The organism is Thiohalorhabdus sp. (assembly GCF_036628635.1).
Lineage (GTDB): Bacteria > Pseudomonadota > Gammaproteobacteria > Thiohalorhabdales > Thiohalorhabdaceae > Thiohalorhabdus.
Window position 1 is genome coordinate 1 of record NZ_JAZKRM010000040.1, and the last position, 20,169, is coordinate 20,169.

Annotated in this window: 19 protein-coding genes; 3 read left to right on the forward strand and 16 right to left on the reverse strand. The window is 66.3% G+C overall.

The window, feature by feature from the left end:
* Nucleotides 1-153: 153 nt before the first annotated feature.
* The 5 genes from V5A19_RS11200 to V5A19_RS11220 all read right to left on the reverse strand — a co-directional run bounded on the left by V5A19_RS11200 (nt 154) and on the right by V5A19_RS11220 (nt 6,629).
* Complete coding sequence (locus V5A19_RS11200) at nt 154-1,404, reverse strand: glycosyltransferase (protein WP_332319260.1); 1,251 nt, start codon at nt 1,402-1,404, stop codon at nt 154-156.
* Nucleotides 1,405-1,727: 323 nt separating this feature from the next.
* The gene (locus tag V5A19_RS11205) at nt 1,728-2,519 is read right to left on the reverse strand and encodes an HAD-IIB family hydrolase (RefSeq protein WP_332319259.1); all 792 of its coding nucleotides are present in this window, start codon (nt 2,517-2,519) and stop codon (nt 1,728-1,730) included.
* A gap of 71 nt (nt 2,520-2,590) precedes the next feature.
* Entirely contained in the window at nt 2,591-5,083 is a 2,493-nt protein-coding gene (locus tag V5A19_RS11210) for a sugar phosphate nucleotidyltransferase (RefSeq protein WP_332319258.1), read from the reverse strand.
* A 69-nt stretch (nt 5,084-5,152) separates the two neighbouring features.
* Nucleotides 5,153-6,049, reverse strand: a complete 897-nt coding sequence (locus tag V5A19_RS11215; protein WP_332319257.1) for a methyltransferase domain-containing protein — start codon at nt 6,047-6,049, stop codon at nt 5,153-5,155.
* Between the two features lie 130 nt (nt 6,050-6,179).
* On the reverse strand, nt 6,180-6,629 hold the full coding sequence (locus tag V5A19_RS11220; protein ID WP_332319256.1) for a hypothetical protein: 450 nt from the start codon (nt 6,627-6,629) through the stop codon (nt 6,180-6,182).
* A gap of 143 nt (nt 6,630-6,772) precedes the next feature.
* On the opposite strand from V5A19_RS11220, the gene V5A19_RS11225 reads away from it, so the two are divergent.
* Nucleotides 6,773-7,450, forward strand: a complete 678-nt coding sequence (locus V5A19_RS11225; RefSeq protein WP_332319255.1) for a ComF family protein — start codon at nt 6,773-6,775, stop codon at nt 7,448-7,450.
* Nucleotides 7,451-8,461: 1,011 nt separating this feature from the next.
* Here V5A19_RS11225 and V5A19_RS11230 read toward each other — a convergent pair.
* Nucleotides 8,462-9,406 carry a dihydroorotate dehydrogenase gene (locus V5A19_RS11230; protein ID WP_332319254.1) on the reverse strand — a complete coding sequence of 315 codons (945 nt, stop codon included), beginning with the start codon at nt 9,404-9,406 and terminating at the stop codon, nt 8,462-8,464.
* A 233-nt stretch (nt 9,407-9,639) separates the two neighbouring features.
* Here V5A19_RS11230 and V5A19_RS11235 point away from each other — a divergent pair, with 233 nt between their 5' ends.
* Nucleotides 9,640-10,104, forward strand: a complete 465-nt coding sequence (locus V5A19_RS11235; RefSeq protein ID WP_332319253.1) for a tRNA (cytidine(34)-2'-O)-methyltransferase — start codon at nt 9,640-9,642, stop codon at nt 10,102-10,104.
* Here V5A19_RS11235 and V5A19_RS11240 read toward each other — a convergent pair.
* Nucleotides 10,101-11,345, reverse strand: coding sequence for a UbiH/UbiF/VisC/COQ6 family ubiquinone biosynthesis hydroxylase (locus V5A19_RS11240; RefSeq protein ID WP_332319252.1), 1,245 nt, complete (start codon nt 11,343-11,345; stop codon nt 10,101-10,103). The genes V5A19_RS11235 and V5A19_RS11240 overlap by 4 nt on opposite strands.
* Entirely contained in the window at nt 11,342-12,580 is a 1,239-nt protein-coding gene (locus tag V5A19_RS11245) for a UbiH/UbiF/VisC/COQ6 family ubiquinone biosynthesis hydroxylase (RefSeq protein ID WP_332319251.1), read from the reverse strand. The genes V5A19_RS11240 and V5A19_RS11245 overlap by 4 nt, the downstream gene beginning before the upstream one ends.
* 154 nt (nt 12,581-12,734) lie before the next feature.
* Here V5A19_RS11245 and V5A19_RS11250 point away from each other — a divergent pair, with 154 nt between their 5' ends.
* Nucleotides 12,735-13,148, forward strand: coding sequence for a hypothetical protein (locus V5A19_RS11250; RefSeq protein WP_332319250.1), 414 nt, complete (start codon nt 12,735-12,737; stop codon nt 13,146-13,148).
* Here V5A19_RS11250 and V5A19_RS11255 read toward each other — a convergent pair.
* From V5A19_RS11255 to V5A19_RS11290, 8 genes are all read right to left on the reverse strand, one after another.
* Entirely contained in the window at nt 13,145-13,840 is a 696-nt protein-coding gene (locus V5A19_RS11255; RefSeq protein ID WP_332319249.1) for an HAD family hydrolase, read from the reverse strand. The genes V5A19_RS11250 and V5A19_RS11255 overlap by 4 nt on opposite strands.
* Before the next feature lie 51 nt (nt 13,841-13,891).
* Nucleotides 13,892-15,286: an oxygen-independent coproporphyrinogen III oxidase gene (gene hemN, locus V5A19_RS11260; protein WP_332319248.1), complete on the reverse strand. Its 1,395-nt coding sequence runs from the start codon at nt 15,284-15,286 to the stop codon at nt 13,892-13,894.
* 87 nt (nt 15,287-15,373) lie between these two features.
* The gene (gene hemE, locus V5A19_RS11265; protein ID WP_332319247.1) at nt 15,374-16,429 is read right to left on the reverse strand and encodes a uroporphyrinogen decarboxylase; all 1,056 of its coding nucleotides are present in this window, start codon (nt 16,427-16,429) and stop codon (nt 15,374-15,376) included.
* A gap of 48 nt (nt 16,430-16,477) precedes the next feature.
* A complete protein-coding gene (locus V5A19_RS11270; RefSeq protein ID WP_332319246.1) occupies nt 16,478-17,854 on the reverse strand; it encodes an ArsB/NhaD family transporter in 1,377 nt (458 codons plus the stop codon).
* A gap of 34 nt (nt 17,855-17,888) precedes the next feature.
* Nucleotides 17,889-18,359, reverse strand: coding sequence for a CBS domain-containing protein (locus V5A19_RS11275; RefSeq protein ID WP_332319245.1), 471 nt, complete (start codon nt 18,357-18,359; stop codon nt 17,889-17,891).
* Nucleotides 18,360-18,466: 107 nt separating this feature from the next.
* Entirely contained in the window at nt 18,467-18,691 is a 225-nt protein-coding gene (locus V5A19_RS11280; protein WP_332319244.1) for a YdcH family protein, read from the reverse strand.
* Complete coding sequence (locus tag V5A19_RS11285) at nt 18,681-18,953, reverse strand: hypothetical protein (protein WP_332319243.1); 273 nt, start codon at nt 18,951-18,953, stop codon at nt 18,681-18,683. The genes V5A19_RS11280 and V5A19_RS11285 overlap by 11 nt, the downstream gene beginning before the upstream one ends.
* Before the next feature lie 131 nt (nt 18,954-19,084).
* On the reverse strand, nt 19,085-20,169 hold a 1,085-nt coding region (locus V5A19_RS11290), incomplete at its 5' end, for a deoxyguanosinetriphosphate triphosphohydrolase (protein WP_332327810.1).

Genomic DNA, 20,169 nt, shown 5'->3' on the forward strand with positions numbered 1-20,169 from the left:
TTGAACACCTCTACTACCTACTGAAAGCTGGTCCGGACTGATGGTCCGATCCCAAAATTTAAAGACGGGCGGGAGGAGGCTCAACTGACGGGAACCCTACGCTAGGCGCATCGGAGAAACGCGTGGACGGCCAAGTTGAGGCGGGACAAAGAGTCAACCGGGCGCGTTTTCCAATACTAGGGCATAAACTTCCCGGATTTTCCCGGCCACGGCCCGCCAATCGAATACCTCGCGGGCCTTGCGTTGGGCGTTTTCGCCCATCCGGGCCAATTGCCGGCGGTCGCGCAATAGTTCCGCAAGGGCCCGGGCGAATCCTTCCGGGTCGGTAGGGTCCACCAAATCCCCGTCGGTGCCGGGGGTAACGATCTCCGGCGGTCCGCCGTGCTGGGTGGCCAGCACCGGCGTGGCACAGGCCATGGCCTCAACGGCTACCAGGCCGAAGGGCTCGTAAGGGGAGGGCAAAACGTATAGATCCGCCGCCGTATAGTGGGCCACAAGCTCGTCGAAGTTCAGGTGCGGGAAAAGCACCACCCGGTCCTGGAGGTCGTGCTCGGCTATGAGGGCTTCCATCCGGTCCCGGACTTGTCGCTCGAGGGCGTTGAGCTCCGGCCCTCCGCCAGGCAGGAGAAAGCGAGCATGCACCCCCTCGGCCTTCAAGCGGCGGGCGGCCTCGGGAATGGCCTGCAGGAACAGGTCGTAGCCCTTGCGCGGATCCAGACGTCCGGTGGTAAACACCAGCCGCTCGTCCTCCGCCAGGCCGTGGCGAGTCCGGATCTCGGCGGGATCCGCTGTGGGCCGATAGATGGCGGTGTCCACTCCCCCCGGCACCACCGCAACCTTGCCCGGGTCCACGCCGTATCGCCGCTCCAGAATGCCCTTTTCCACCTCGGTGAGAGCGATGATGGCATCAGCCGCCCCCATGATCCGGTGCTCGTTGCCAATGCGCAAAGCGTAATTGAGCGTGCCATCCTCGGGGACCCGATCACGCTTCTCCCGGCCCAGGGAATGGGCGGTGAACACCAGTGGCCGGCCGGTGCGAAGGCTGGCCATAAGGGCCGCGGCACCGCCGTCCCAGTAATGGCCATGGAACAAGTCCGTTTTTCCAAGCCAATCCCCGTCTCGGCGCCACATCTCCTCGATGAACCCTGGCAGCTCGGGGGCCATATCCTCCTTGCGCAGGAACCCTTCGCTGCCGGTATCGAGGCGGAGCACCTCGGCGCCCTCCGCGATGCCCCGGTGAGCCTCTTTGCCGCCCCAGCGCCGGGTGTAGGTGCGAACCTCGTCCGCCCCCACCTCGGCCAGCGAAGCCGACAGGCGTTCCTCGTAGACGCATTGGCCCCCGGAGTCGGGCTCACCGGGCTCGGCGAGGGGGTCGCTGTGGGGACTGACGAAACCGATCCGCATGGTTAAGTGCCCTGTCGCAGTGGTTCGTTACATTTCTGAGCGCCTGAGCCGGGTCAGAGCAAGGCGTCCCGCCCCTGAGCCTCTTAGGGAGGGTTCCCTTAGCCCCGGAAGGAAAGGGTTCAGGGGCGGGATAGTGAACCCAGGAAGTGGAGGCGTTTTGCGGCGCTGGGCCGGCTCAGACGCTCCCTCCGGGCGAACGGGCATGGCGAACGGCCCGGCGGCAGCGGCCTTTGACGGACAGGGAGCCCGCCCCACTGCCCCGCTCCCTTGCGGCCCCGGCCATCCCGGCTCGCAGGGTTGCAACGAGTCCCTGCGCCTGGACACTAGGGGACCTCCCAGTCGTAGTGGGCCATGCCTTCCAGGATGCCGGCGGTGTAGGGGCGCTCGGCGACATAGACGCGGGCTTGGGTATGCTGCTCCAAACCAGCACGGATCTGGGCCCGGACGGCCTCGGTGGCATTGCCCACCAGGATGCCGCCCATGCCCGAAATCAGGGCGTCGGCGTCGTTGCCACTATCACCCGCGAACAAGGCGTCATCCTGTGACACCCCCAGATGCTGGCGCAGAAAGGCCACCGCCCGAGCCTTGCCCGAGCCCGGCGCCAAAAAATCCACCAGGCCCACATCCTCGGTTTCGTCAAAGGATACAACGACCCGAGCATCAAGTCCGGCTCCGGCCAGGGCCAGCTTCAACCGCTCTTGGTCCTCGGCCGGGCTTTCCGTGCCGGCGGTGTAGAAGCTCACCTTCAAAGGGGACTGCTTGGCCGCTGCCTGAAGCCTGGCACCGGTAAGCTGCCGCCTAGCCCACTCCCGCACAGCCCCGGCATCAAAGCCGCCCTGAAGCCGCTTATGCCAGGCGGCCAGGGGCTGGTCCTGCCCCTGAGGATAGATCTCGGTCCCCACATTGCAGACCAGCCAGTCAGGCTCGGGCAGGGCGTAGTCCGCCATGACCTCCCGGGCCAAAGCCCTATGGCGCCCGGTGACATAGGCCAGATGGGTCGCCTGCCTTTGTCCGGCCCAGACCCGGAACCGGTCCAAGGCCCCGGTCTCGGGCGGCACCAGTCCGTTGGGCAGCAAAGTCCGGTCCATGTCGGTGGCGAGCAGCCACGTGGTCACCTCCGGCTAGCCTCCCGCTGCAAGGATGGGTACCACATACGGGGGATTTCGGCGTGGCATACGGTCCACCGCTACCCGGCCTCCCGGATCATGCGGACCAGGGTGCGACGAGTCTGCTCCAGTCGATTCTGGACCCGGGCCTCGTTGGTGCCCTCGGCATAGACCCGGAGCACCGGCTCGCCGCTAGCGGGGACCACATAGGTCCAGCCCCCTTCGGGATGGCGGACCTTCACGCCATCGGAGACCGGTTCCAGATTGTCAGCGTGCTCTTCGGTGAGGTGGCGCATGACCCAGCCCATATCCCGCCATGAGCAATCGACATCAATGAACCCGGTATCGGTCTCGCCGAGCTGACCGGCCAGCTCGGCCAGGTCCATCCGGTTCCGGGCCAGGTAATCAAGTAGCCGGAAAAAGGCGGGAACCGCGGCCATTGCCAAATAGAAGTGCTCGAAGTCGAGCCACCGGTGGGGACGGGGACCCCGGCTCTCGGCGATGGTCTCAGCCAGACCCAGGCGCCGCTCCCGGATCTCCCAGCCCTGGGACGCCGCCAGCTCCCGGATACGGTCCGGGGTCTGGGGCGAAAGGAAAACGTGGGGATCCCTTTCCGTTTCGGGGCCGTCGTTGAGGTAGGCCAGCATCAGAAGGTGGTTCACCTCTCCGGGCTGGTAGAGCCGCCCATATTCATCCAACAGCCACATGCGCCGGGCGTCGGCCGACAGGTACAAACCGATGCGGCGGTGCTCCCCACCCAGAGCATAGACCTCCCGCAGGCGCTGACCCGGGTCCTCGGTATCCCTTCCGGGTGGTCCCGTTTCCCCGGAGACGGTCACTGCCTCGGTCTGGATCTCGTCAAGCAGGATGTCCAGAACCCGGGTGCTCCAGCGGTTGCGCGACAGCACCGCCAATTTGGGCTCCATGGCCCGCAGGGCGTCACGGTCGAGCTCGGAAACCAGCTCGCTGACGTAGCGCGCCTCGTGGTCCCCTGTGGACAGCAGCCGGCCGACGTGATCGGCATCAACCTTGGGGAAATCCGCCCGACGGTAGGTGGCTTCCACCTTGCGCCGGCCATTGCGGGGCAGAGGGTGGCCATTGCGGTCGTAGAGTTCGATCACGGCCAACTGGGCGTGCTCGGGGCCCTGGCGAACGAAGGCCCCACCTTCGAACTCGATGTTGCGGGACACCGCAAAGCGGGTAATGGCGTGGCTGGAAACACCCAGTGGCTCGACCTGGATGCCCACCGACAAAAGCCCCGAAACGAAGGCTTTCTCCAGGGTTTGGGAAAAAGGATGAGATCCGTGGCCTACAACCACCTGCTGGCCGCGACCCAGCCAGGCGCCGAAGGCCTTGCCGATGCGCGCCGCGGTTTCCGGGGTCAGGCGCAGATTGGCCAAGCCGGCGACGCCGTTCTCGCTGAACAAGGCCGGGCGGCCCACCGACTCCCACACAACGTTCTGGTCGATGAGGGTATCGGCCTCCACCTGCAGGTGGGGCCAAACGCGGACCTCGGCTTCGATGGTGACACCCCGACCGAGGTGGACGTCATCGCCGATGACGGCACCGGCCTCGATCTCCACCTCCTGCTCCACCAGGACGCGGTTGCCGCAGAAACCGGAGCGGACCTCGGCATGCTCACCGAGGTAGGAAGAGTCCAGCAGGATGGAGCGGCGTAGCCGAGCCCCGGCATCCACTTCCGAATGGCGGCCAACCACGGCGTAGGGCCCCACCACCGACCCGCTGCGCAGGATGGCGTCACGGCCGATCCAGGCCGGCCCCTGCAACGAACAGCCTTCCTCGACGTGGGCCTTGCCCTCCACAAATATCTGGGATCGGATCTCCTCCCCCGGAATGGGAAGATCCACCAACCCTTCGAGCAGGTCCCAGGTGGCCTGCTCCAGCTGGTCCACATTGCCGATATCGGACCAGTACCCTCGGGCCACCTGGCCCCAAAGCGGCTCACCGCGCTCGAGGAGGGTTGGGAACAGGTCGTGGGAAAAGTCGAATTCGGTATCGGCAGGGATGTCGGCCAGGATCCGGGGATCCATGACGTAGATGCCGGTGTTCACCGTGTCGGTGAACACCTCCGAGGGCGCCGGCTTTTCCTGGAAGCGCTGGACCCGGCCGTCGTTGTCGGTAACCACAATGCCGAACTCGCTGGGATCCGAGACCCGCGCCAGGCAGAAGGTGACCAGAGCCCCGCTATCGGTGTGGCTCTGGGCCAGGGCCTTCAGGTCGTAATCCATCATGGCGTCGCCGCTGATGATCAGGAAAGGCTCGTCGAGGAAATGCTCGCCGTTTTTCACCGAGCCCGCGGTCCCCAGCGGGTGGTCCTCGATGGCGTATTCGATATGGACCCCCCAGTCGGCACCGTCACCGAAATAGTCCTGGATCAGGTTGGGGCGATAATGGAGGGTAACCAGAATTTCGGTGATGCCGGCGTCACGAACGGCCTCCAGGATGTACTCCATCATGGGCCGGCCCAGGATAGGGACCATGGGCTTGGGCACACCTTCGGTAAGCGGTCGCAGGCGGGAGCCCTGGCCCCCTGCCATGATTACGGCTTTCATGAACTTCCCCCTCGAGAGCACTAGGCGAAGACCCAATTCTCTCCTTGTAGCATCACCCGAAGACTCTGCCTACACGCTTCCCTGCCGACCGATCTGGTCCACTCCGATGCGGGCGGTACCCGAGGTATCCGCGGCCACGGCACCGCTGGCGGGCCGCCAGGCATGGCCGTACACCACTTCGAAGCGGGCAGGGATCCGGCCGCGCTCGCGCGGCAATGCCTTCTCCAGGGCAGCCAACCGCTCCGACGTCATCAGGCCACGCGGCCGATCGGTAAGCAGCGCACCGCTGGCGGTGGCCCGGGCATCAGCGAGCAGTGTGCGCAGATCGGGGTAGGTCATGGTGATGATCTCGTTCTCCATCACCACTCCCTCGAAACCGGCTCGAGAGAGGGCATCGCCGACATCGTGCATATCGATGAACACCGGCATTTCCGGGACCCGGTCGAAGGCCACGGGAAGAGCGGCGCGCAGTTCGGCGAGGGTATCCGGACCCAGGGAAGCGAACATAAGCAGGCCATCGGGTGCGACCACCCGGTGGGCTTCTCGCAGCACACCGTCCAGGTCGTTGGCCCACTGCAGACCCAGGTTGGACCAGGCCAGCTCGAAGCTGCCGGCGGGAAAGGGGAGGGACCGGCTCCAGGCAGCGGAGAAATGCTGCCGGCTACGCCAGCCCCGCCGGCGGCGAGCCTCGGTCAACATCAGGGGAGACGGATCGGTAGCGTATTTGCCGGCCTTGGGGAATCGCCGTGCCAGGGTTCGCCCCCCGGACCCGGCGCGGGCGTCGCTTACCAGGATCCGCGCTGGATCCATCTGCATCAGATCCAGCCTTTCCAGCAGGCGCGCCTCCACCTCATGGGCGAGTATGGCGGTATCATCGAAGGTGCCCGCGGCGCGGGCCAGGGCCCGCAGGAGGGCTCGGGAGTCAACCCGAGGACCAGCGGCGTCGGCGGAATCGCTTGAAGGCATGGGCCGGTTTTGGGTCGTTGCCGTTTCTCGGCAAACTAGATGGTTCCATTCATTGGAACGCATCCGACCCCGAAACGTCGAGGGCCCGGCAAAGCCTGGCCCTCAGGGAGGGACGCAATGGGCCGGGAACCTAATAAATGGCCTCGGCCTCCAGGTCGGTGCGAAGAATGGCTACCAGATCCTTAACCGCCAGCGCCATGACCAAGGCCACGACAAGGGCGGGAATGGGTAAGAGATAGGTGACGGGAACCTTCTGGAGGAAGGCGATGACCATCAGACCGGCCCCGGATCCGCCGTAGAAAAAGTACCCGGCGCGCCGGGTATGGCGGCTGACCAGGGTGTGGGGATCCTGTGCAAAGAAGGAGTATAGGGCCATGGAGGCGCCGAACCACAGGATGGTGGGCAGGAGGAGGGCCACTGACAGGACCATGCTGACCAGGCCCAGATCCAGGTAATAGGCCACCCCCGCACCGAAAGCGGCGGCCATGCAGACCAGATTGCCCACATGGAACAGCGACGCCCGGAGCCGGATGCGGGCCGGGCTCATTTGGTGGAGATGGTCACGATTGGCTTCTTCCATCGGGCGGGTCCCTCCTCTGACCGAAAGCGCACTTAAGCTTATAGGCAAATACTAAAATGGTCAAAGGCCCTAAAAAAACGAAACTCATAGGTGCTCGACGCAACCGCTTCCCGCAAGCCTTTCGGGCCCGGCTGGGCGCCCTGGTGGAGCAGCTCTATCCGGTGGATTGCCTGGTTTGCGGCGAGCGCCTTGCAGGAGGGGTACAGATCTGCGACGGGTGCCGGGGGTGCCTGGCCGCCATCGTCGACGCGAGCTGCCCCCGGTGCGGTCGCCCGGACAGCCCGGCCGAGAGCCCCTGCGGCTCCTGCCAGCGTCAACCGCCGCGCTTCGTCACCGTTCACGCCCCGTGGCGCTACCGCGAACCGCTAGCGAGCTGGATCCGGGGCTTCAAGTACGCCAACCAGCTGGGTCTGGAACGGACACTGGCCGACCTCGCCGATGAACAGCTAACGGACTGGCTGGCGACCTACCGCATCGATGCCCTCCTGGCTGTCCCCCTGCACCGGGGCCGCCTGCGGGAGCGAGGTTACAACCAGGCCGACCGACTGGCCGCCTTGCTGGCCCGGATGCACGGACTCCCCCACCTGCGCCGCGGTCTGGTGCGCCACCGGCCAACGCCGGCTCAGAGCGCCCTTCCCGATCGCCGCCGAAGGACCAATGTGCGGGACGCCTTCCGGGCCGAGGGTCAGGCCGTATACGGCCGCCGCATCGCCCTCGTCGACGATGTCATCACCACCGGCGCCACCGCCGACGCCGCCGCGGCCGCGCTGCTGGAGGCGGGCGCCGCAGCGGTCTATGTGGTGGCGGTGGCCAGGGCCTGAGGGGGTTCTGGGGAGAGAGTGACCGCAGAGAAGCAGAGGGCAGGTCGGGAGTGGGGTAAATCGGCCAGAAGATTACTGTTCGCCCGATTTGCCCGGATCACTGTTCTCAACGCCCGTCAGCCAGCAGAACGTTACCGCCACCGCCAGCCCCATGGCCGCGCCGGTCCCAATCCCTTCGAGGATCTGGGCCCATCCAACCTCCTAAAGGTAGGCCCAACCCTTCACTATCTTCACCCCTTCGGCCTTTGTAACCTCTTCCAAGCGCCCCCAGTACCAAACCCGCCAACCAAGGAAGGCGATACCACCCAAGGGGAGCGCGCCCAGGGCCAAGGCTCGGAAGCTCAGTGCGCCGGCTTTCCGCAAGCCGATCACCAGAAGGGGCCCGAAAAGGAGCGTTCCGAGGTAATTAACCGGAGCGGTCCAGAAAAGGTCCAGAGCAAGAACCCCCACCAAGGTGGATAGCTCGTTCCCGGGGGGCCTTGCCCCCAAGACCAGGCTAACGAGGACGAAGAAGACAACGCCCCCCGCTAACGGGGCGAAGACCAGACCAACCCATAGCGGTCTTTTTAGACCCTTGCCCCCGGCAATAAGGCGCAGCCCGAAGTCCCGCCAAGCAGTCGCTCCGGCGTTATCCCCCTTTCCACTCGTGGTTCCGAGAGCCTTCGTATCGACAATCGCCTTCATTAGGCCAACAAGGGCGAGGAGGGAAAGGAAGGGAAGGAGGAAGTAGATAATAAGGCCCAGGTCGACCCGGATGTTGTTCTGAGGGGTTGTGGGGATGGAAAAGGGGTAGGCGGCCAGACCGCCAAGAACCGCTGCAAACCCCCATGCCACCCAGCCCCGCCAACCCGCCCCCAGTTGATGCGCGCGCCAATAACCCAGGCCCATGAAAACGACGGCCAGGGCAATAAGGAGATAGCCAAAATGATACTGGTGCATACTGCTCCTTTGCCCCTATCAACCGCCTAATTGTGGGGTTTCATCCCCCCAGACGAAGGGAGATTATGGCGATTACCCCGGGGACGCCAGGGTCCCCACCAGCTCGTGCACGTGGCCAAAGCCGTGGTCGGCGAGGTAGGCGCGGATGCCGTCGTTTACCTTCTTGCAAAGGAGAGGATCGTAGAACAGGCCGGTGCCCAGACCCACGGTGGTGGCCCCGGCGACGATGAACTCCAGGGCGTCCTCGGGGCCGGTGATGCCGCCCTGGCCCAGGATGGGCACACCGTGCGGGGCGGCTACCTGGTGGACCTGATGCACCTTGAGCAGGGCGATAGGCTTGATCGCCGGCCCGGACAGTCCGCCAGCGCCGTTGCCGAGCACCGGCTGGCGGCTTTCCAGGTCCACCGCCATGCCGGTGACGGTGTTGATCACCGCCAGGGCGTCGGTGCCGGCCTCGATGCAGCGGCGGGCGTTGTCGGCGCTGTCGGTCTGGTTGGGCGAGAGCTTGGTGATCAGGGGCTTGTCGGTGACCGCGCGCACCGCCGCCACCACCTGCGCGGACATCTCCGGGTAGTTGCCGAAGGCAGCGCCGCCGGCCTTGACGTTGGGGCAGGAGATGTTGATCTCCATGGCGTCGATGGGCGAGTCGTCGAAGGCCCGCGCCACCTCGACGTACTCCTCCACAATGGAGCCGGAAATATTGGCGAAAAAGCGCGTCTCGGCGAAGTCCAGGTTCGGCAGGATGTCGTTCACCACCGCCCGGGCTCCCGGGTTCTGCAGGCCGATGGCGTTGAGCATGCCGGCTGGGGTCTCGTAGATGCGATGAGGCTCGTTGCCCAGGCGCAGCTCCAGCGTGGTGCCCTTGAGGCAGATACCGCCCACGTCGGCGTTGGAAAAGCCCTCGACGCGGGTATACTCTTCGCCGAAGCCGACGCAGCCCGACAGCAAGACGATGGGGCTGGCCAGGGCGAGCCCGGCGAAATCCACCGCCAGGGGATTGCCGTTCTCATTGCTCATTGGCGTCATCCCCGTCCGGATGATTCGGATTGCGCCTCACACCTCATTCCTCACGCCTACTAATAGATATAGGAGTAACGTCATGAGAACCGCCCGGGGCTTGGGGCAAGGAACGACTGGGGGATGCCTGACCACTCTGCGAGTGGTCAGGCAGGGTTCACCGGAGCGGTTTGCCCCAAGCCCCGGGCGGCACCCCTGACAAAACCTTCGAATGCATTAGTAACTCGCGGACCATGTTTCACGTCATCTTCTATCAGCCCGAGATCCCCGGCAATACCGGCAACTCGATACGCCTGGCAGCCAACACCGGCTCACGGCTGCACCTGATCCATCCCCTCGGCTTCACCATGGACAGCACCCGGCTCAAGCGGGCCGGCCTGGACTACCACCAGCTGGCCCATGTTACCGAGCATTCGGACCTTGCGACCTGCCTGACTGCCATCGACCCCGAGCGGGTGTGGGTGTTCAGCGCCCACGGCGAGCGCCGCTATACGGAGGCCGGTTTCCAACCGGGCGATGCCCTGCTGTTCGGGCCCGAGACCCGGGGCCTGCCGGCCGCCGAGCGGGATTCCTGGCCGGCAGAGCAGCGCCTGCGCATCCCCATGGTGCCCGGTAACCGCAGCATCAATCTGTCCAACTCGGTGGCGGTGGCCCTGTTCGAGGCCTGGCGGCAGCAGGGGTTCGAAGGCGGCGGCTAGGCCAGCGGCTCGCCGCGCTCCAGGCGGCCCCGACCGAGGCCAGCCAGACCCATGCCCTGCCGCATGAGCAAATGCTTGAGGGGGCCGGCGCGGTCCACCAGGTTCATGCCCAGGCTGCGTAGGGTAGCCAGTGCCTCACTGTCGCCGCCGAACAGGCGATGGAAACCGTCGGTGTAGGCGGAGACCAGGAGGTTGTCCGGCATGCGCCGGCGCTGGTAGCGACCCAGGACGGCGGTTTCGCCCCAGTCCTCGCCCGCTAGATGGGCCTCGGCCACCGTCTCGGCTAGGGCGGCGGCGTCGCGCAGCCCCAAGTTCAGGCCCAGGCCGGCCAGAGGATGGACGGCGTGGGCGGCGTCCCCGGCCAGGGCCACCCGGTTGCGGGCGTAGGCGCGGGCGTGCTGCAGGCGCAGGGGAAAGGCCGCGCGCGGGCCGGCCACCGTCAGCTCGCCCAGATCGGGGCCGAAGGCCTGCTGCAGGCGGCGGCCGAAGGCGGCATCCTCCAGATCGAGCAGGCCCTCGGCCCGTGATGTGGGCAGCGACCACACCATCGAGCAGCGCCCCTCGGACAGCGGCAGCAGGGCCAGGGGACCGCCGCGCAGGAAGCGCTGGAAGGCCCGTCCGCGGTGGGGTCGCTGAGGCCGGATCTCCGCTACCAGGCCGCTCTGGCCGTAGTCCCAGCCCCCGGTGGCGATGCCCACCTCTTGCCGCACGGCCGAGTCGCGGCCGTCGGCTGCTACCGCCAGGGGGGCCCGAAGGGTCCGCTCACTGCCCTCCGTGGTCAGGTTCAGGGTCACCGCTTCGTCGCCTGGCTCCAGGGTGGTCCAGCGCGCCGGGCAGAACCAGTCCACATGGGCGCCTTCCCGGGTTGCCCCGTGCAGGGCAGCGGCGATGGTGCCGTTGGGCGCGAGGGCCCCCAGGGCCTCCAGGCCCACTTCCCCGGCCTCGAAGTTCACGCCGCCGGCCTGGTCGCCGTCCCACACGGTCATGGCGCGGATGGGCTCGGTATCCCCGGCGGCGACCGTTTGCCACACCCCCAGGCCCTTCAGGATACGCACCGAGCCGGCGGTCAGGGCGCTCACCCGGCGGCCGTCGCTGGCGGGCTGGGCCTCGGGCGCCCTTGCCTCCACCACGGCCACCCACAGGGGGGTGGGGGCCAGGGCCGCCGCTATGGCGGCACCCACCATCCCGCCGCCCACCACGATCAGATCGTAGTCGTCGGCCTGTTGCCGGTCTCCGCTCACCGGGAGACCTTCCCGTTGCCGATGCCTTGGGTATGCCTATCCCGGCCCGCAAGGCCCATGGCCTGGTTCATCAGGATCCGCTTGAGGGGACGACTTTGGCCCACCACAGAAAGTCCCAGCTGGCGAAGGCCCACCGCCGGGGCCCAGTCGTTGGCGAACAGGCGGTTAAGGCCTTCGGTGAATGCCATCACCCGGGCCGTGTCCCCCCACCGGGCCCGCTCGTAGCGGTTCAGGACCGCGGTATTGCCGGGGTCCCAGTCGCAGGAACGGGCGGCCCCGGCCTCCTCGGCGAGGGCCTGGACATCGCGCAAACCCAGATTGAGGCCCTGGCCCGCCACCGGATGGAGCAGGTGAGCGGCGTTGCCCACCAGGGCGGTACGCTTTTCGGTGAATCGGCGGGCGAGGCGCAAGGCGAGGGGAAAGGTGGCCCGTCCCCCGACGTGCTGAAGGCCGCCCAGGGCCGGGCCGAAGCGGTCCTGAATGTGGCTCAGTAAGGTGGCCTGGTCCCAGTTCAGGGCCCGGTTCGCGGCCGAGGGCGTGAGGGTCCAGACGATGGAGGCGGTGGCTCCGCCCAGCGGCAGAAAGGCCAGGGGGCCTTCGGGGAGGAAACGCTCGAAGGCGCGGCCGGCCAGGGGGCGCTCCGTCTCCACCGTGGCTACCAGGGCGTAACGGTTGTGGTGCCAGCCCCGCATGCCGATCCTCGCAGCCGCCCGGGTGGCCGAATGCTCGGAGTCCGCGCCGATAACCAGGCGGGTGCTCAGGGTTTGCCCGCCGCCTTCCCCCTCCAGCTGGAGGCGGACACCCCGGTCCTGCCATTGCCAATCCGCCACCCCAGCCGGGGCGTGTACCACGATCCCCGGATCGGCGCGGACGGCCTCCCAGGCACTGGCGACGATCCGACGGTTGGCCACCACGTAACCCAAAGCATCCACACCGGCCTCGTCCCGGTCCATCAAGACCCGACCGCCGCGGCCCCCGTCGGTGACCTCGATGGTCTCGATCGCTGCCGGTTCACTGTCGGCAATGGCCGGCCACAGGCCCAGATCCGTCAGGATGCGGCGGGAGCCTTCACTGACAGCGCTCACCCGCTCGGGATCACCCGGTTGGCCGGGCCCCTCCGGCGGTCGCCCGCGCTCGATCAGGCCGACCGATAAGCCTTGGCGGCGGAGGGCCACGGCGGCCACGGCCCCCACCATGCCTCCACCTACCACCGCCGCGTCGAAGGGCTCGCTCACCGTCTACCTGCCTCCCTCATCCACCGGGGGACCGTTTCCCACCCGCGTACTGACCTTGGCTCGTTGACCGGGCTCTGGATACAGGGACCGTAGGGTGTACTATAAGAATTAGGGGCTACCTCGTCACCCATTCCATCCTCGCAGGAGATGCGCTATGGCCATAAACGAGCACTGGGGAACCGGCTTCGAGGTCAACCGCGACCCCAATGCGGCGGTCCGCAAGGACACGGTACCCGAGAACCAAATCACGGCAACGACAACCACGGGCAAGGTCGGGGCCTACTCCGGCGAAGTCCACACCAACCGCCCGCTAACCCACGAGATTACCCTCGGTGGGGTTCTCGGCATCGGCGGGACCCACCTCTACGTCCCCCGCCAGGCCGAAATCCGCTTCCTCGACGGCCGCAGGGGCCAGCTGGAGGAAATCCGGAAGGGCGACGCCGTGGCCGCCATCTACCAAGAGGTGGCGCCTAACCATAAGGAAGAGTCGGCCAAGGGCCCCGGCAAGCGGCTGGAGGCCATCCAGCTGCTGGTAGCCCGGAACCGGGCCCAGGGTACCGAAGGTTAGAGGTTTTCCGCGGTCAGCTCGTCGAGGGAGCGCACGGTGCGGTGGGCGCCTTCCGGGCCCGCGCCTTGGGGATCCAGACCGATGACGAGGAGGCCGGCATCGCGGGCACTGGCCGCGCCGGTGGGGGTGTCCTCGATGGCCACACAGGCGCCCGGCTCCAGGTCCCGCTTCAGGTCCGCCCCGAGGCGCTCCACGGCCAAGCGGTAGCTCGCCGGGTCCGGCTTGCTGTGGGCCACATCCTCCGCAGAAACAACGGTCCGGAAGGCCGCAGCGATGCCCAACCCCTCCAGGGTGGGCAGGACCTCGCCGCGTAGGGCACCGCTGCACACCGCCAGAGGGAAAACCTCCCTCAGCCGCCGTACGCAGTCCACGGCCCCGGGAATGGGATCCAACCCTACGGCCATTTCGCCTTCGAAAGCGGCATGCTTTGCCGCGATCAGCTCCTCCAGCTCGTCCTGGCCCACCTCCTGCCCGGCCGCACGGAAGGCCTCCCGAAAGCCGTCACGATCGTCCAAGCCCATGTAGTAATCGATGTAACGGTCCCAGGCATAGCCCAACCCCCGCGGCTCCAGAACCACCTGGAAGGCGCGGTAGTGGGCTGGCTCGCTGTCCACGATGATGCCGTCGAAATCGAACACGACGGCCTGGGGCGTAGGCGGCATGGCCTTCTCCGGGTAGCGCGTCCGCCGCATCCTACCAGCATCCACCGGAGATCGGGAGCCTGGCAGTTTACAGGGACCGGATCAGATCACCTTGGAGTAGCGCTGGGCGCCCTCCCGGGCCCGCAGGTAGGCGTCGAAGACCATGGCAATGTTACGGATCAGGAGGCGGCCTCGCGGGGTGACGCTAAGCCCTTCCCGGGTGAACTCCAACTGGCCGTCGTCGACCATTTCCGCTAGGTCGGCCAGCTCGTCGGCGAAGTGCTCGCGGAAATCGATATCATAACGCGATTCCACCCAACCGAAGTGCAGGGCGAAATCGCACATGATCCGGGTGATCACGGCGCGCCGCAGGTGGTCCTCGCCGGTAAGCTCATAACCCCGAAAGACGGGCAGCCCTCCAGCATCCAGAGCAGCGTAATAGGCCTCCAGCCCCCGCACGTTCTGGCTGTAGGTGCCGTCTACGCTGCCGATGCCGGTGACACCCATGGCGACCAGGTCGCAATTGGGGTGGGTAGAGTAACCCTGGAAGTTGCGGTGCAGCTTACCTTCCCTCTGGGCCACCGCCAGCTCGTCGTCGGGCAGGGCGAAGTGATCCATGCCGATGTAGACGTAACCGGCCTCGGTCAGGTGCTCAATGCTGCGGCGGAGGATGGCCAGCTTGTCCGCCGGATCAGGCAGATCGGCCTCGTCGATCCGGCGTTGCGCAGGGAACATATCGGGCAGGTGGGCGTAGTTGAACACCGCCAGGCGGTCGGGCCGGGCCTCGATGACCGCGTCCAGGGTCGCCAGGAAGCTGGCCTCGGTCTGGTGGGGCAGGCCATACATGAGGTCCAGGGACAGCGAGTGGAACCCCTGGGCCCGAGCGGCCTCCAGCACCTGGAAGGTCATCTCGGCCGGCTGGATGCGGTTCACCGCTTCCTGGACCTTGGGATCGAAATCCTGGACCCCTACCGACAGCCGGTTGAAGCCGATCTCGCGCAGGGCGGCGATGGTTTCGGCCCCGGCCGCCCGCGGATCCACCTCGATGCCGTAATCGCCGGTATCGTCCTCGCGCAGGCGAAAGTGCTCCCCGGTCTTGGCCATCAGCGCCCGCATCTGCTCGGGGTCGAGGAAGGTCGGGGTGCCGCCGCCGAGATGGAGCTGATCCACTGTGCGGTCACCGTCGAACAGCGCCCCCTGCAGCTCGATCTCCCGGAACAGGTAATCCAGGTAGGTGACCGCCCATTCCCGGTTCTTGGTGGCGATCTTGTTGCAGGCGCAGTAGAAGCAAAGGGTGTCGCAGAAGGGGATGTGGAAATACAGCGACAGCCCCCGGGCGGGGTCCGCGGCATTGCTCGCGGCCGCGGCGGCGCGGTACTCGGCCGGGCCGAAGCCCTCGTGGAACTGCGGCGCCGTGGGGTAAGAGGTGTAGCGCGGCCCGCTGGTGTCGTACTTGCGGATGAGGTCGAGATCGAATTCGGTGCGCTGCCCGGCCATGGCCCACTCCCGGCGGTTGAAAAAGCCCAACCATTATAAGGTCTTTGGTACAGACTGCCAGGGCCCAATCGAGGTCCGCGGGCGGTTTTACCGCCGGCTGAGGCTGTGGACCGCTGCCAAAAGGGCTTCGGCGTGGGCCGGGTCCACGTCCGGATTGACGCCGTGGCCCAGGTTGAACACGTGGCCGGGCTCGGGCCCGAAGGCGTCCAGGGTCCGCGCCACCTCGCGCTCGATCCGCTCCGGCCGGGCGTAGAGGATGGCCGGATCCAGATTGCCCTGAAGGGCTACCCGGCCGCCCACCTGCCGGCGGGCCTCGGCGGGATCGGTCTGCCAGTCCAGGCCGAGGACGTCGGCCCCGGTGTCGGCCAGATCCCCCAGCCAGGCGCCGCCGCCCTTGGTGAATAGGATAACCGGCACCCGCTCGCCGTCGTTGACCAGGGTCAAACCGTTCACGATCCGGCGCAGGTAGGTCAGGCTGAATTCGCGGAAGGCCTCGGGGGTAAGCACCCCGCCCCAGGTATCGAAGATCTGGACCGCCTGGGCGCCGGCCGCGATCTGGGCGTTGAGGTAGTCGGTCACCGAACGGGCCAGCTTGTCCAGGAGGCGGTGCAGCACCGCCGGCTCATCATAGGCCATCCGCTTGATGATGCCGTAGGTCTTGGACGAGCCCCCCTCCACCATGTAGGTGGCCAGGGTCCACGGGGAGCCGGCGAAGCCGATCACCGGCACCCGGTTGTTGAGGGCCTTGCGCACCGAGGCCACGGCGTCGGGAACGTAGCGCAGCTCGTCGCCGGGATCGGGGACCGGCAGGGCGCCCACGTCGGCCTCCGAGCGCACCGGCTTGTCCATCACCGGGCCCTCGCCGCTGACGAAGCGCAGGCCGCAGTCCATGGCCGCCGGGATGGTGAGGATGTCCGAGAACAGGATGGCGGCGTCCACACCCAGGCGGTCCACCGGCTGCAGGGTCACCTCGGTGGCCAGCTCGGTATTCCGGCACAGGCTCATGAAATCCCCGGCCTTCTCCCGCACCCGGCGGTATTCGGGCAGGTAGCGCCCGGCCTGGCGCATGAGCCACACCGGGGTGTAGTCGGTGGGCTCGCGCCGGCAGGCGCGCAGGAAGGTATCGTTGTCCGGCCGGGTCATGCGCTTCTCCGCTTTAAATGGGGTCGAATGCCGTCCCAGGCTAGACCGCTAGAAATAGCGAAGCCAGAGGTAGACCGAGGCGATGGCCACCTGCCCCAGCATGATCGGGAACGCGATCATCAAAAAGGGCAGGAAGCGGATGGGGTGGCCCGCCCGCTCGGCGAAGCCGGCGGTGATCAGGTTCGCCGAGGCCCCGATGAGGGAACCGTTGCCGCCCAGGCACGCCCCTAGCGCCAGCGACCACCAGATGGCGGAGGTATCGGCAGCCCCCAGACCGGCCTCCTGAAAGGCCGGCAGCATGGACTTGATCATGGGAATAAGGGTGGCCACAAAGGGGATGTTATCCACCACCGCCGAAGCGATGGCCGATACCCACATGATGGCCATGGAGGCGGCGAAGAAGTCGCCGCCGGTGGCCTCCAGCACGTAATCGGCGAGCATCTGCAGCAGGCCTACGTGCTCGATGGAGGCCACCAGCATGAACAGGCCCACGAAGAAGAAGATGGTCACCCACTCTACCTCGGCAAACACCTCGTGGACCCGCTCGCTGGCCGTATCGGGGGCCAAGCCCACGGTGTACAGCAGCAGCAGGAGGGCGGCGCCGAACATGGCCACCGTGGCCGGCTGCAGGCCGAGCTGGTGGTGGCCCGCGAAGCCCACCACCACCAGGCCGATGACCAGCAGGGAGCGCTTGAGCAGGCTCGGATCGGTGATGGCCTCATTCTCGCGGAAGGCCATGACCCGCTGCATGCCCTCGGCGCTGGCCCCCATGTAGCGGCCGTAGACGAGGTACAGCGGCACCAGGGTGGCCACGAAGATGAGCGGCACGATGGGGCCGAGGTTCAGCACGAAATCGTTGAAGGTGAGGTCGGTCTGGGTGCCGATCATGATGTTGGGCGGGTCGCCGATGAGAGTGGCGGTGCCGCCCACGTTGGCGGCCATGATCAGGGCGATCAGGATGGGGTAGGGCTTGACCTCCAGCTCGTCGCAGATGAGCAGCGCCACCGGCACGATCAGCAGCACCGTGGTGACGTTGTCCAGCAGGGCCGACAGCACCGCCGTCACCACCGACAGCGTCACCAGGATGCCCCAGGGCCGTCCCCCGGACCATTTGGCCGCCTTGATGGCCAGGTACTGAAAGACGCCGCTCTGCCGGCTGATGGCCACGATCACCATCATGCCGGTGAGCAGGCCGATGGTGTTGAAATCGATGCCGGCCACCGCCGTGCTCTGCGGCAGGATGCCCAGCACGATCAGCAGACCGGCGCCCAGCAGCGCCACCACCGCGCGGTTGATGCGCTCGGTCATGATGATCAGATAGCTGGCCACGAACAGCGCAGTGGCGGTCCAGAAGGGGTCGAGCCCAAAAAGCGCTTCGGCGGCGCCGTGGGCGGCCTCGGGGCCCCCTTGGGCTGGACTCTGCATGCCGAACCTCTTGGGTTGGGGGTGGCTTAGGACCTTAGTCGGTGAAGTCCAGCTGTTGGAACACATGGCGTAGGACTTCCCACTCCGAGATCTGGCCCACCAACTTGTGTTCGTCGTCCACCACCCACACGTTTCGGGTTTCCTTTTTCTCATCCCGGATGAGGGCGGTAGCCACTGCAAGCAGGGACGTATCCGGGGCTACCGTGCGCACCTCCCGGCTCATGGCCTCGCGAACGGTGCTGCTACCCAGGTCCTTCATGCGATCGGTGATCTGATGAAGATCCGGGGCGAAGGTCAGGTTGGCGAAATGGCGGTCGTCGCGGATGTAGGAGGGCAGGGCGCGGTGGATCAGCTCCCGCATGGTCAGCACCCCGATGAAGCGCCCCTCCTCGACGACCGGCATCTCCCGGCGCCGGCGCTCCCAGACCGGTTCCAGGGCCTGGTAGACGGGCACCTCCGGATCCAGGATGAAAAAGTCGGTGGTCATCACATCGCTTGCCAGCATGGCTGCCTCCGGCCGCTGGGTTCCGGGCTCTGGCTGCGCGGCGTGGGGAATTGTACACAAAAAAGGGCGCTTACGCGCCCTGATGAAACGGTGGTCGTCAGCTTGGGCTACTGGCCGTTGGGCTGCCTGCGTCGGCGCATGAACTCCAGCTGCTGCTTGACGTAGAGGCGCTCGCGCTTGAGCCGGCTCAGCTCCAGGTCCTCCACATGGCCGCGGCCGTCTTCGAGCTTGTCGATTTCGCCGTCGAGGCTCCGGTGGCGCTCCAGCAAGGCGTGGAAGTGACCGTTCTCCTGGGCCAATTGCTCGTCCAGCCGATCGACGTCATTCGCCATGATGATCCTCCTCATTGGCGATGGAGGAACCGCCATCCTCCTTTGGCCCAGACGGGGTTAGGTGGCCGGATTGGCCTTGCTCTGCTTCCGCCTGATGGAGAAGTCGGAGGCGGTGGACCTCGGTGGTCAGGGCGCGGTTGGTCCGCACCAGCTGAAGTACCAGGAACGGAAGACCGATCCATAAGATAAACAGCGCCGATAGGGCAAGCCCCAGCAGCAGGCCAAACCCGTTGCCGACGCCGTTTAGAAAATCTTGGAGCATAACCAATTCAACCTAGGTGCCCTGGAACGGAGTGTCAATTAGGTGCCCGAAAAGGCTTCTACGGGACCGTTTTTAGGGGGTTTTGCGGTGCCCAGCGGCGCGCGGCCAGGCCCCTTCGGCGGTTCGGGTATTTATCCAGGCGACACCGAGCCGGGATTAAAGATCTGATCGTGCTCATGGATGGCAAACCGGTCGGTCATGCCGGCTATGTAGTCGGCTACCACCGTGGCACGACCCTGGCGGCCAAGCTCGGCCTCCACCTTCTCGCTGCGGCGCCGAAAGTCGGTCGGCAGGATGACCGGATCCTCCAAAAAGGCCGTAAACAGGTCCTCTATGACCTTGCCGCCTTTTAGGGCCATACGCATGACCCGGGAGTGGCGATACAGCTCCCGGTGCAGGAAGCGTTTGAGCTCGCGGTTGGCTTCGGCCATGGCCGGGGAGAAAGCGACCACTGGCTCCTTGGAAGCCCGCACCTGATCGGGATGGGTCCAATCTGTGTCTTCCAGATTGTGGCTCGTATTGGCCATTAGATCACTCACCTGCCGATCGATGAGCCGGCGGATGGTTTCGTGGACCGCCCGCCGGTCGCTTTTCAAATCGGGATAGCCGACGCGGACCGTTTCCAAGGTCTCCCGGAACAGGGGCACCTCGGTGCATAGCTGGTCCAGGGTGATCAGGCCCGAACGCAAGCCGTCGTCGATGTCGTGGTTGTTGTAGGCGATCTCGTCGGCGATGTTGGCCAGCTGGGCCTCCACCGACGGCTGACCCCCCTCGAGAAAACGCCGCCCCACCTCGCCGAGGGCTTCGGCACGCTGACGCGAGCAGTGCTTGAGGATGCCCTCCCGGGTTTCGAAGGTCAGATTGAGACCGTCGAATTCGGCGTAGTGCTGTTCCAGCTGATCCACCACCCGCAGCGACTGGTGGTTGTGCTCGAAGCCGCCGTAATCGGTCAGGCACCGGTTCAGGGCCGCTTGCCCGGCGTGCCCGAACGGCGTATGGCCCAGGTCGTGGGCGAGGGCGATGGCCTCCACCAGGTCCTCATTGATTTGCAAGACGCGCGCCACCGAGCGAGCGATTTGGCCCACCTCCAGGGAATGGGTCAGGCGGGTCCGATAGTGATCGCCTTCGTGGTTAACGAACACCTGGGTCTTGTATTCCAGGCGCCGGAAGGCGGTGGAATGGATAATGCGATCGCGGTCGCGCTGGAACGGCGTGC